9 protein-coding genes are annotated in these 12,975 nt (G+C 61.4%); 5 read left to right on the plus strand and 4 right to left on the minus strand.

Annotated features, from left to right (window positions below; genetic code table 11):
- Positions 1-425: 425 nt before the first annotated feature.
- Together AC0L2Z_RS30015 and AC0L2Z_RS30020 are read right to left on the minus strand one after the other, a co-directional pair.
- Positions 426-1,220, minus strand: a complete 795-nt coding sequence (locus AC0L2Z_RS30015; protein ID WP_473630048.1) for a class I SAM-dependent methyltransferase — start codon at positions 1,218-1,220, stop codon at positions 426-428.
- A 1,115-nt stretch (positions 1,221-2,335) separates the two neighbouring features.
- The gene (locus AC0L2Z_RS30020; RefSeq protein WP_473630049.1) at positions 2,336-3,394 is read right to left on the minus strand and encodes an adenylate/guanylate cyclase domain-containing protein; all 1,059 of its coding nucleotides are present in this window, start codon (positions 3,392-3,394) and stop codon (positions 2,336-2,338) included.
- Between the two features lie 415 nt (positions 3,395-3,809).
- On the opposite strand from AC0L2Z_RS30020, the gene AC0L2Z_RS30025 reads away from it, so the two are divergent.
- The 3 genes from AC0L2Z_RS30025 to AC0L2Z_RS30035 all read left to right on the plus strand — a co-directional run bounded on the left by AC0L2Z_RS30025 (position 3,810) and on the right by AC0L2Z_RS30035 (position 6,551).
- Positions 3,810-3,953 (plus strand): NADPH-dependent FMN reductase family protein, encoded by a 144-nt coding sequence (locus AC0L2Z_RS30025; protein WP_287260806.1) that lies wholly within the window; start codon positions 3,810-3,812, stop codon positions 3,951-3,953.
- Positions 3,954-4,289: 336 nt separating this feature from the next.
- Positions 4,290-6,017, plus strand: a complete 1,728-nt coding sequence (locus tag AC0L2Z_RS30030) for an adenylate/guanylate cyclase domain-containing protein (RefSeq protein WP_023797877.1) — start codon at positions 4,290-4,292, stop codon at positions 6,015-6,017.
- Between the two features lie 51 nt (positions 6,018-6,068).
- The gene (locus tag AC0L2Z_RS30035) at positions 6,069-6,551 is read left to right on the plus strand and encodes a GNAT family N-acetyltransferase (protein WP_031254455.1); all 483 of its coding nucleotides are present in this window, start codon (positions 6,069-6,071) and stop codon (positions 6,549-6,551) included.
- 854 nt (positions 6,552-7,405) lie between these two features.
- Here the strand turns inward: AC0L2Z_RS30035 and AC0L2Z_RS30040 are convergent.
- Positions 7,406-7,972 carry an NnrU family protein gene (locus tag AC0L2Z_RS30040; protein ID WP_023797875.1) on the minus strand — a complete coding sequence of 189 codons (567 nt, stop codon included), beginning with the start codon at positions 7,970-7,972 and terminating at the stop codon, positions 7,406-7,408.
- A 1,168-nt stretch (positions 7,973-9,140) separates the two neighbouring features.
- Between AC0L2Z_RS30040 and AC0L2Z_RS30045 the strand changes: the two genes are divergently transcribed.
- Entirely contained in the window at positions 9,141-9,809 is a 669-nt protein-coding gene (locus tag AC0L2Z_RS30045) for an ankyrin repeat domain-containing protein (protein ID WP_473630050.1), read from the plus strand.
- A gap of 25 nt (positions 9,810-9,834) precedes the next feature.
- Positions 9,835-10,347: a YHS domain-containing (seleno)protein gene (locus tag AC0L2Z_RS30050; RefSeq protein ID WP_023799193.1), complete on the plus strand. Its 513-nt coding sequence runs from the start codon at positions 9,835-9,837 to the stop codon at positions 10,345-10,347.
- 47 nt (positions 10,348-10,394) lie between these two features.
- On the opposite strand, the gene AC0L2Z_RS30055 is transcribed toward AC0L2Z_RS30050, so the two are convergent.
- The gene (locus AC0L2Z_RS30055; protein WP_473630051.1) at positions 10,395-12,605 is read right to left on the minus strand and encodes an adenylate/guanylate cyclase domain-containing protein; all 2,211 of its coding nucleotides are present in this window, start codon (positions 12,603-12,605) and stop codon (positions 10,395-10,397) included.
- Between the last annotated feature and the right edge of the window lie 370 nt (positions 12,606-12,975).

A 12,975-nucleotide genomic window follows, 5' to 3' on the forward strand; every position in this document is an offset into this window, starting at 1 on the left:
GACTCAATCTCCTCTTACGACGAACATTGAATCAGTGCTTCAGGACTGCTGCAACCCGGACTTTTTCAACACAATCGGTGGAATGTTGCCATTCGTCTCGTCGATGGTAACGAGCAATTAGCGCCAGAAGCGGTCACTCCGTAGCAAGCCCTTGAATGACCGCAATGGGGCCTTAACGGTCAGTCGGCTTGCGGTGCAGGGGATAACGATAGCGGACATTCAACCTGCAAGGCCCGATGTCGTGGCCTGACCCCAGGCGGACCTCCCACCCGGTCTGCTTTTGCGTGGCTGTAATGACCGGACCTGACCTACACCGCCTTGACCACAGGGCGTGCAGCGATTCGCGAGAGGCGAGGGATTGTCGCCGCGTCAACCAGGAGGGCCTGTCTTTCGCAGCGCGTTCGGATGCTTTGCCGGAATGGGCGTTAAGCAGTGCCTCGGACTGCCCAGGCAACGCTCGCAAATCCGCGAGGGCCGTCGCTGTCGCCGCCAAGGTAAGCTGCTCTCACCGCGTCCCGAAGCCGGTCTCGCCTCGTCTCAGGTAGACCGTCAAAAAAGCCGCCAAACGTTCCCTGTCCGTAAACCATCGGATACCAGAAGTCTTCGAAATTTGCATAGTCCATACGGATCGCGAGCACCGTGTCTGCGACATCCGCAAAGCCTGCATGCTCGAAGACTTCGCGCAACTCTCCTTCGCCGGTCATCGGCTGCTTTGCGCTTGTCGGGCTTGTATCGGCTGCTTCCGGCTCGATCGCGACGATTGCGTCCCAGAACAAACGCCAACTCGGCATGCCGCCGTAAGCCCAGACCGCAGCCGCGGCCCTGCCGCCGGGCCGCAGGACACGCCGCATTTCCCGCACCGCTCGATGCGGATCCGACGCGAAGTGTAGCACCAAGAGGGAGTAGACGCCGTCAAACTCCCCATCTCCATGGGGCAGCGCACAGATATCACCTTTTTGGGCTTTTATTCTGGGATCGGTCGTGCGCTTGCGCAGAGCGGTGACGAAGTCCTCCTCAAAGTCCACGGCCTCGATCGCTGCCAGATTGAGATAAGCCGCCAACGCCAAGGTCAGACTGCCGGTACCACATCCCGCATCGAGCACGCAGCCACCGGGTGGCACTCCCGAAAAATCGAGGAATGGTTCGGCCAGCCGCCGGCTCCAGCGTCCCATGATGGCTTCATAGCCATCCGCACCTTTGGCGACGAAATTTGATGGCATGTGATCCTCGACGCCTTTCAGGTGGTCTCCGTCAGGCTGAGCCCCTTTTGCAACGCGACTATGGCACATGTGTCAGGATAATCTATCCAGTGACGGGCTGATCCCTTTTTGCTGGTCCAAGAGCAGACTTGTTAACCACGTGCCGGATGTCCGCTTCTGGCGCAACGTGCTCGTTCTGGCTGTTGAGCCGAATGGCAACTTCCCATCCATTTCGGCCGTTGGCGGCGGCCAGCTGGTGGAGTTTTGACGCTGCACGTCGGCGTGCGAGATCGCCGCTGCCGGGACGGCCGGTCGCCGGCACGCGCTCGGGCGGGGGTGGGGTCGAATGTGGGGCCTACCCGATATGCAGGCGGCTGGTTTCAGCGGCAGGCCCAGTCGACAGCTGGGGAGGTAATGATCACAAATACCCACCGCTCGCTTCAACACAAGTGCATGGTCTGCGGTCTCCCACTGCACTGATCGGCCCCGACGATGTGGTGTGCGACCTGACGTGGAGCGCATCGCGTCAAGCCCTTGAGACCGGTTCGGGGGCCGCCGCCCGCCACTTAGTTACAGTAGCGATGCTGTGGTGGTGATCGCAATAGACGCGGTCCGGCGAGGTTGGCCCAGCACAAAAGCGGTGGCCGCCGGGCACTAACGGGTCTTCGCGAACCGGAAAGCGGCATTGACAGGAGCCCAGCCTAATGAGGGGACGCCGCTCGTACTTACTTAGTCTGGCAATTTCAGGCATGATGTCTTTCAGGATCCTAGGGTTGGCAGTAGGCCATCGCCATGACGTACTAGTCTGCTTCCACCGTGAAGGGCAGCACGACCGTGTCGGGGTGAGCTTTCCTCGCCTTGGCTGGCTATGGACCACCATGTGGTATCGGGCGCTGCTTCAATGAAGTCCGAGGTTTGCTTTCAGAAGCCATTTGATTGCTGCTGGAGGCCACAGCTGCTGATGGTAGCTGCGCTTGGACTTTCCAAGACAGGAAGACCGTCGGACCCGCTGCGGCTCCACCTTTGCCGATTGTGTTTGCAGCTTCGCGGCGTTTGGCGACCATGTTGCGCCTTGCGACCGCCGAACCCGGCTGACGCGAGGTTGGAGCTCCAATGCGTCGCTTCAACCAGCGGCGTCAGAGTCCGTGTTCCGGTACGGTGAACAGGCTCACAGGGTCAGGGATGCCGCGGATGGGGAAGTCGCCCAGTTCCTCGACGGGCTCTTCGATCAATTCAGCAACCCTGTCGGACAGGAGCAAGCGCCGCCCGGTCGTTTTCGATAGCGGTTCGATCCGCGCCGCCAGATTGACAGTGCGCCCAATGGCGGTGAAGTCGAGCCGATCCCTGGATCCGATATTGCCGAAGAATACCGGACCGCGATGCAGCGCAATTCCCATGCTGAGCGGCCGCCAGGAAAGGTCGCGCGACGGCTCGCCGGACTGAGCCTCGTTCAGGCTGTCCACCGCAACCAAACCGTTCCGAGCGGCGGCGAGTGCCGCAGCGGCGGCGGCCGGCGCCGACTGCATGCCGAAAATGGGAAAGGCCGCCAGCATGCCATCACCGACAAATTTCAGGACCTCACCGCCTTGTTCATGCACCGCATCCACGAGACCTTCGAAAAAGGCGTTCAGCAGCCGGATCATCTCGGCGCTATCGATGCGATCCGAGAGGCTGGTGAAGTTGCGCATGTCGGATACCCAGATGACCGCCTCGATGGTCTCGCCAAATCCGCGCCTTATGTCACCGGCGAGGACCCGCTTGCCAATGCGTCGGCCGAGATACGCATCGAGCACGTGCTCGGCGATCTTGCCACGCGAGACGATCTCGACATTGAGCGCCAGAGCCGGGCGCAACGCCTCGACGGCTTCGATGGTGGCGCGGGAAAAGCCCCCTGCTTGCCGTGTGGCAAGCGTCATCAGCGTAAACTGGCGGTCGTCCCGCTTCAGCGCGAAGCCCCAATAGTCCGTGTATCCGGCCTCCGCGAGGGTCTGCATGATCGGGTATGTCGACTGCGCCACTGAATCCTGGGGGTTCACCCGAATTGACCGGCCCTCCTCGATGATCGGCCTGAGGGGGCTGGTCAAGTAGTCGGTTGTTTCGCGGACATGCGCGTTGACTTCCACCTCATCACAGACACCGAGATCTCCGCGCCAGTGCGCCGTGATGCCCACAAGCTGCGGATGCAGCGTCGACATGTTGAGCGTTGCCCGCTCGATCGGCTGGCCTGCCGCGACCAGTCGGGCGATGACGCCGTCCAGCAGCTCTGCCGGTCCGGCGGATGCTGCCGTCCCCGACATCAGCCAGTCGAGCGCCGTGCCATCATCTGTCGTGACTAGCGAAATGGGTCGGCGCCGGACCAACTGGAGATCAGGCGGATATTCCAATCCCACCGGACCAGTCGACATCGATGCTTCAGCGAGTTCGGATCGTTGAGCCGGCATCATTCCTCGCGGCGTCATTCAAACGACAGATAGGCTTCCGAGGGGCAATCGCCAAGCTCCTATCATACGGCCTTTGAGCCCATCACTGTCTACAAACGATCTTGCCGACTTCTGCTTCTCCCTACGTTCCTTTCGTAGACTTCCGTGATCGGGAGCATGAGGTAGCAACATGTCCAAGCTGAAAATCGCGGTCATCATTGGTTTCACGCGCGATTCCCGTTTCGGGCCGGCGCCCGCACAGCGGATCTTCGAACTGGCCCGGAAGCGCGAAGAACTCGATGTGGAAATTCCCGACCTGAAGGCGAGAGGTTAGCGGAAAGGTGACTGCAAAGCCCTGTGCCAGCAGGTGGATCTGGTCACTCCGCCGAAGCAGGCGCCAGCAATGTCTGGCGCGACCTGCTCGCGCAGATGAGCCAAGGGCAACTTTTCGCTCTCTACGGTCATTCAGTTGCGAGCGTTGCATGACGCGATTTGACCCCTTACTGACCTTCTTGAGCCGGTGCTCTTGCCAGAAAGCACACATAGGCCGCGACCAGTGCTGATCCGTTTCTGACCTTCCTACGAGGTAGGCCGGGGTCGGGCTGATAGACTCGTTCACGAAGCGTCGGTACACTGCCGGACTGCTTTCAAATGAGAGCAATCGCCGCACATGACCGACGAACGCATCCAGCGTCGACTCGCCGCCGTAATGGCGGCCGATGTCGTTGGCTACAGCCGCCTCATGGAAACGGATGAGGCCGGCACGCTGGCCGCGCTCAAGTATCGACGTAAGCAAGTGCTGCAGCCGTTGGTCGCCAGGCACCATGGCCGGGTCTTTAAGGTGACTGGCGACGGCGTGATGGTGGAGTTCGCCAGCGCCGTCAATGCTTTGCAATGCGCCATAGACGTGCAGCATGCGATGGCTGCGGCCAATGCCGCTCTGCCTGAGAAGCTCCGTATTGTGCTGCGCATTGGCGTCAATTTGGGTGATGTGATGGTCGAGGGCAGTGACCTTTATGGCGATGGCGTCAACATCGCTGCGCGACTGGAAACCACCGCCGAGCCAGGCGGCATCCTCATCTCTGGAACGATCTACGACCACGTCCGAAATAAGATCGAGGTTGGTTTCGAGGATCTCGGGGCCCAGACCGTGAAAAACATTGCCCTGCCAGTTCGCATCTACCGCGTTTCCGGCACGCCGCCTGTTGTGACTTCCACATCCAAGGCCATCACCGACAAGCCTTCGATTGCCGTTCTGCCATTCACGAACATGAGCAGCGATCCCGAGCAGGAGTACTTCGCTGACGGTCTGGCGGAAGACCTGATCACTGACTTGTCGAAAGTGCCTGGTCTGTTGGTGATCGCACGCAACTCCACATTCGCTTACAAGGGGAGGTCAGTCGATGTCCGCTCCGTCGCCAGGGAGCTGAGGGTGCGCTATGTGCTTGAAGGTAGTGTCCGCAGGGAGAAGGCGAGGGTGCGGATCAATGCCCAGCTAATAGACGCGACGGACAGCAGTCACCTCTGGGCTGATCGCTTCGATCGCGATTTGGCGGACGTTTTCCTGTTGCAGGACGAGGTCGTCAGCACGATTGTAAGTGCCCTGTCCGGCGTGTTGCCGGCCGCGGTGACCACCAGCACACGTAGGACAGCAAGTCTCGAAGCGTATGACCTCTTCGTCCGCGGCCGCATGCTGGTGGTTCAGTCGCCCGAAAGCAACAGGGCCGCTCCCGTGCTCTTGGAAAGGGCCATCGAACTTGATCCTGGCTTCGCCGATGCTCATGCTTGGCTTGCGATGAGCCACCATTTTGCCTGGGCGTATTGGCTGGATGCTCCAGAGCGCCATCATTCGCTGGCTCTGGCGGCAGCCCGGCGCGCCGTATCGCTTGATCCGGAAAATGCCGTGGCCCATGCAATCCTCGGCGACGTGCTGATCTACGATGGCAAGCCGGATGAAGGCGCGGCGGAGCTGGCCACTGCCCTTCGGGTCAACCCCAATCATGCTGATGCCTGGGCATTCCTGGGGCAACTGAAGGCATTCGAGGGAAAGGCTATCGAGGGCATCGGACATTTGCGCCACGCCATTCGCCTCAATCCGCACCCGCCGGGGTGGTACTATTGGCTTCTCGGGCTCGCCCAATACGCAGCGGGTCAATACGCCGATGCCGTCGAAACACTCCGGCATGAGGCAACGCACCGGCTCGGCTCGCAACGTATCTTGGCTGCAAGTCTGGCACGGCTGGGGCATATGGAAGAGGCCAGGGAAGAAGCAAGGCAATTCCTCGCCTCGAATCAGGATTTCTCGATACAGCACTGGGCCAGCACACAACCGTTCCTGCACGAGGCTGATCGACAGCATTTCATCGATGGCTATGAAGACGCCGGCCTGCCACAGTAGGGCCGGACGTGGCCGCAACCCCATCCGTGCAAATTTGGATATCTAGCCTTGCTGACCATTCGCACAGCCACACTTGCCGACGCAGACGCCATTTGGAGCATACTCGAGCCCATCTTGCGGGCAGGCGAAACCTACGCGTTGCCGCCTGACTGGAGCCGATCCGACGCGCTGTCATACTGGTTTTCCCCGGATCACGAGGTGTTCGTCGCAGAGACGGACGAACTGGTGATGGGAACTTATTATCTGCACGCGAACCAACGGGGCGGCGGTGCCCACGTCGCCAACTGCGGTTATATAACCGCGCCGGACTCGGTCGGCCGGGGTATTGCAACGGCGATGTGCCAGCACTCTCTGGGTCGCGCGGCTGCGCGAGGCTTCCGGGCCATGCAGTTCAACTGTGTTGTCAGTACCAACGAACGCGCGGTCAAGCTTTGGCGTCATCTTGGATTCGACGTGGTCGGAACCATTCCGCAAGGTTTCGAGCATCCGGTTCTGGGGTTCGTGGACACGCTGGTAATGCACCGATCGCTCTGACTGCCTTGCGCAGGCGCATAGCAGCCCTAACACGCTGGTCAGATCGCGTCATGCAACGCTCGCAACTGAATGACCGCAAAAGGGTCGAACTCGGTCGTTCAGAGTGATTTGGGTTTTGGGGATGAGAGCGGCCGGCCATGAGAACTTCCCGAAATGTGAACGAGGGTGTCGGTAGCGCGCGCCTGATAGGGGCCACAAGCCACCCCACCCCCGCCACCGACGAACCCGGGCGGGGCGGGTGCCGGGGGCTACCAGCGCGACCCGAGCGGTGTCCGCGTTGCGGGCTCAGCGGCCTCTTGTTGCAGTTCTGCGGCGATTGGTTCGAACGTCGACGATGATGATTTGGCGTCGACCTTTCGTGGCGTGGTGCGCTTACTTCTCCTTGATACCAGCATCCGCGAGACGGCAGTGGGTGTGTAAGGCTTTCCGGCACTCGACAGATATCCCGCCCCAGCCAGCGCCTTAGCGACGTCGGCCAGGGTGCGTTGGCGGCCATTGACTGGATACCGATGCAGCTTCTTTGCGAGCGCAATCAGCTCAAGTCCGCCATCGAGTTAGCGGGAACTCCCGAGAATCGACGGAGGACATCTGAGCCATCCCGGGGACGCATTCGCTCCGATAATTGTATCCCGTACCGCTCGTGTTTGCAGCGTCGCGCGCGGTTGGCAAAGCAAGGCGCGACACGAGCCGAATTACTGCAACGTTGCCGCCTGGAGCCGTCTATGGATCAAAATTCTGATGTGCCGACCTTATGCCAAGCATTGGTTCACTGTGGCGTCCGCGAGGCGCTCGATCCGCGGCAACTGGTGGGATTCGCCAGGACATCCTCGAAGGCGCGCCGTCGCTGCGGACGTTCAAGCGAAGGGCGAGACTCCGAACAGCCAGCCGTGCAGCCAGAGCCCGAACAATGCGAAAGCAACCAAGCCGATGCCCACAGCAATCAGGTCGCTACGCGGTCGCACGACCGCGGGTGCCGGATCGCCGCGTGGAATGACGGCAATGAGATCGACAATCGCGTAAACCAGAAACGCTCCGAAGACTAGGAGCGAGGCAAGGTCGCCATTGGCCAGGAGGTGGCCGATGGCCCAAAGGATGATGCCCACCAGCATCGGGTGCTTCAGCCGATGCTTGATTGAACCCGTGGGCAAGTAAGCGGCTGCCAGAAAGACGAATGCGGCGAGCACCAACACCGACGCGACATGGCGGCCCCAAGAGGGCGGCTCGTAGATCTCAGGCGCATTGGGCCGATAAAGACTCCAGCCCCAGACGATCAGCACGAAGCCGATGATCGATAGGAGCGAATAAAGTCCCTTCCAGCGCCGCTCGTTTGTGGCGATTTGCGCATCACGAAAGCTGCCGGCGGCGATCCGAACAGAATGGATTCCAAAGAAGATCACGAGGCCGAAAACCAGTACTAGCATAACACCTCCGAGGTTCGGCGCGTCGGCGGGAAGGAAGGCTTGCTTACGCTCTCGCTCGAGTTGCCGGCTGCATATGCGCAAAACGGATTCTGCGAACGAGATGGTCAGAGTAATATATCAGGGACCCGCAATCTTGGAATGGGCGAAGCTGCCGATTGGCACGGCACAGCGGCATCGCCTGCGCGCAGGTTCTTCGCGTTCAGCACGGAACCGCCGCGGTGAATGCCTGTGGCGACGTTCCGTTCACATAAATTGCATGAGGGCAACGGGCGGGCGGCGCTGTAGCGTTCGATATGCCCGTTCTCGTCGTCACGGCATCCAAGGCTGAGCGGTATGCTGCTTCGACCTAATTGCCGCCCTCCGCACATGGTACATGAAGGTCCGGAAATGGTCGAACACGACCTTGAGTTTGACCAGCCTATAGATCCGTTTCTGGCGCTAGTTGCCCATTCCGGTGGCCAGCTCGAACGGTAAAACCTGACCCGATGCTGCCGTTCCACGGAACCGCGTTGGAGGTCCGCATTGGAGTGGAAGGCGGACATTTCACCTCATCGAGGCGGGTTACGCGATTCCGACGATCCTCGTTACTGCCTACCCCGACGACGTTGACCACGCCCGCGCCCAAGCTCGCCGTTCATCTCGATCGCGGACAGCTTCGGATCACGTATGGCACCGCGGCCCTGGCTGCGGTCCGCCTCTTGAGGTGCCGCTCGGCCTCGACGTCATTGTTCGCCCCGAGCGCCAGGTAGGAACTGCGCTCGTGACAGCGCATGCGATTGATGATCACGTCGAGAGGGACCGGCTGACGCTCTCGCGTCGCCTTGTTGGGCACGCCGTCTGCCCTCACGCGATTTAGTCGATGCCGGCGTTCTTCGCCTCGCCCCGCAGGAACGGGAGGCTGACTTCGATGACGTCGTCGGGGCGCTCGGGCACGGGACATCATACAGCAGCCCACCGGCAATGTCGTCGATATGGCTCATGCTGTCCCGCGCGATCACGGCCTTGTGGGCAACCTCGCCGATCACCTTCATCGCGGACGGCCAGTTGAGCACACGGCGCGCCTCGCGCGAGTTCGACTCGCGCACCCTATGGCTCCGCTGCGCCGAATGTATTAGAGTGGTCTCATACACGTCCATCCGCGGGCGAACGGCGCCCGGAGGGTTAGACGATGACGATCTCGAGGCGATTGTTGCTGCCGAGGGCCTTCTCGATGCGGGTCAGGCGTTTCCGAACCGGCTGGCTTCGGATTTTCAGTCGGGCTCTCGTCGTTACTTTCATTTCCTGGTTAGCCGCCGGTGCGGTGACTGCCGGGCCGCTTCACGACGCTGCGCGCGAGGGCGATGCCGCCAAAGTCGGCGAGCTCCTTGCACAAGGCGAGGATGTGAACAGTCGCGACGAAAGCCGCGAGACTGCACTGATCGACGCCGCGCTTGCCGGCAAGGTGGAGGTAGCGACGGTGCTGATCGAGGCCAAGGCCGACGTCGACGCCCGCAACGACCGCGGCTTCTCCGCGCTTCATGCGGCGGCGTATTCAGGAAGCCTGGAGATAGCGGAACTGCTGCTCGACCACGGGGCCGCGGTTGATTCGTTGAGCACGCACAAGATCACCCCGCTGCACGTAGCGGCCGAAGAGAACCAGGTGGCCGTCGCCGACCTGTTGATCGCGCGTGGTGCACAGGTCGAGGCAATCCAGGAGTACGGCTTTACACCTCTCAGCCGGGCGACGTTCTTTCAGAGTGCGCAGGTGATGGTTCTGCTCAAGCAGCGCGGGGCGAAATGCCAACCCAAGGAAAAATTGGGGGCGGCGCTCAAGGATTGCATGGCCGCGGGAAACTGACCTCACGAGGTTACTGGAGAGAAACATGACACAAAACCGTTCCAGAGCGTTTGACAGTTTGCTTTGCGCAGGAGTGGCAGCCGCGTCCCTCCTGCTCCTTGGCACTGGCGCATCCTACGCCGTCGATGGAGTGAACACTGGATACTTCGGCAACGTCGCCATACTGGGCTACGATCCGGTGGCGTATTTCACCGACGGTCGTGCGACCATGGGTTCGCCCGAGATCTCGAAGAAGTGGCTCGGGGCGACGTGGTATTTCGCCAGCGTCGAACATCGCGATGCCTTCGCTTCCGAGCCGGTGCGCTATGCCCCTCAGTTTGGCGGCTTCTGCACGCTGAATGCGGCATTCAAGGGGGCATCCGCGAACATTGACCCGGAAGCCTGGCGCATTGTGAACGGCAAGCTCTTCCTTTTCTCTGGGAAGGAGGGCCTGGAGGAAGACTTCGATGCCGACCCCGCCGCTGTCCTTGCGAAGGCCGACGCCGAATGGCCTGCGGTCGAAGCGAAGGAATTCGAGGCGAGAGCGGCCGGCAACTGACTCGGCTCAGGCGCGATGTCGCGGTCGCTCGAGTCGAACCGAGCGTATCACTGAGACACCGAGAAATACCATACCGTGACGGAGTCCGGCCAGACATACTCGTCCTGCGTTTCGCGGTTCCCCTGGGGATTGCGATAGAGCGGGCCGCAGAACTTGCGGCCGAGCAACGTCGCTACGGATTGCGTGCAGAAGAGGTCGCCCTCCGGCGTGGACGTACCGGTGATGATGCTGCCCTGCGAGCTCAGGGCGAAATCTCCGTTTGCGCTCAGCTCCATGACGAACGGTGCGCCATTGTTTTGACGTCCGGTCCAGGTTCGATCGCCCGTCAAGGCTCGCACGGCCTCGGCGTCCAGGCGGTCCTCCTCCTGCGCACGAAAATCGAAGGCGCGTTCCGGAAACCCGGCTAAGCGAAGAGCATCCAGCCGATGATCGAGATCCTGCTGCCGCCGGTGGTGGGCGTATACGACGCGAAAGCCGGCGAGACTCTGCGCGGGAATCTTCTTCAGGATTGCTGCAACCGCATCGCGCGCCTCGGCCATTCGGCCCAGGCGCGCATTTGCCATGGCGAGCGCCTCCAGGCCGAGGTCGCTGCGCTCTTCCGGCTGGACCTGGCTCAGCGCCTGCAGGGCCTTTTCGTATTGATGGTTCATATAGAGCACGAAGCCGTAATAGTCGTAGATCTGCGCCCGTGGCTTGGGATCGAGCTGCAGCACCCGTTCCATAGCCGCCAGTGCCTCCGGGTTCTGCCCGGCATACGTCAGCACGATCGCCAGGTTGAGCTCTGCCTCCGCGCCGTTCGGGTCGAGCGCGACGGCTTTGCGGACGGACGCGAGCGCCTCGTCGATCTCGCCGTCGAGCATCTGCAGGATGCCGAGCGCGGCATAGGCTCGCGAGGACTGGGGATTGAGCTCCAGCGCTCGCCCTGCCGCTTGATAGGCGCGCTGCCGTGCGACGGCACTCAGCATCAGGCGCTGGAAATCGAAGCCGAGCACGTCCACGGTGGCCCGGGCATATCCCGAATAGGCGTCCGCGAACGCCGGATCGAGCTTGATGGCCTTTTGATACAGGGACAGAGCCTCACCGAGAGACGTGAAGTCGACCACGTACGCTTTCTGCTCGGCGCGGGTGTAGAAGTCGTACGCCTCCAGATTTCGCGTCGGCAGGCGAGCAATCTGCGCCTTCTCGCCTTCCGTCAGGCGCACCGACAGAGCCTCGACGATGCGCCCGATCACTTCGTCCTGCAGCACGAAAATCTTGGAGTAGTCGCGGTCGAAGCGCTCGGCCCAGATGTTGCTTCCGGTTTTGGCGTCGATGAGCTGGACGTTGATGCGGACCGAATTTCCGTCCCGGCGAACGCTGCCTTCGACCACGTAATGGACATTCAACTGCTTCGCGATCTCGTTGATGTCGAGGGATCGATCCCCAAAGGAGAACGAGGAGTTGCGGGCAATGACGAGGAGCCCGGAGACCTTCGAGAGATCGGTGATGAGATCGTCTGTGAGCCCTTCGGCGAAATAGTCCTGGTCCGCCTTCTGGCCGAGATTGGCAAAGGGTAACACAGCAATGGAGGGCTTGCCCTCTGCAGAGATCGTCGAGCTTTGGTCCTGCAGAAGCGCGACCGCCCGCGGCCAGAGAACCACGGCGAGGCCCGCCGCCAGCACCAGGAAAAGCGCTGCAGCGCCGATCAACGGCCGCCGAGAGCGCAACTTCCTGGCACTAGGGGCTTGCTCCAACAGCACGCGATAGGCGCGCACCGGCTCGGCAATGTTTTTCAGGCGCTGTTCGCCCAGCGACTTGAAGGTCAGGCCGAGCTTGTTGCGGGCTTGATCATAGGCTGTTCCGGATATGACGACACCGCCGGGATCGCTCAGTCCTTCCAGGCGGGCCGCGATATTGACGCCGTCGCCGTAAAAATCATCGTTGTCGATGATCACGTCACCCAGGTTGATTCCGATGCGGAACACGATCCGGGCGTTCTCCGGCACGTTGAAGTTCTGCTGCGCGCCGACGCGCTGGATTTCGACGGCACAGGCCACTGCATCGACCACACTGGCGAACTCGACCAACGCGCCGTCGCCCATGAGCTTGACGACGCGGCCATGATATCCTTCGATCAACGGCTCTATGTGTTCGCGGCGAAGCGCCTTGAGCCGGGTGAGCGTGCCTGTCTCGTCCAGCCCCATCAGCCGGCTGTACCCCACCACATCGGCGGCGAGGATGGCGACCAGCTTGCGTTCCAGATGTTGGTCCTGTTCCACTGCGCATGACTATAGGGAAAGCCCCATGGTAAGACCATATGCGCGGCCAAGGAGCCCGAGCGTCGAATGCTGCACGTCGAGCACTAAGCTAAGTCTTTGAAAACGCTCAATGCCGGAAACCTTTGTGCTAAATCGTGCAGCACACAGGTTTTGGTGCAGCATTGCGGGGATCGCGAACGCGGATCCGGTACCGCCGATCTCGAGCAGGCCGCCGCGCGGACCGAAGGGGAGACGCGACGCCATGTAGCTTCGCAAACACGCGACCCCAGGCATGGCGCAGGCGCAGGTTGTCTGGATTGCGACGCTGGCCCACCAATTTGCTGGCATTATCGCGGGACGCGCAACACCCGCACCGCGCCGCATGCAGCAA

Source organism: Mesorhizobium sp. WSM4850, from assembly GCF_055811735.1.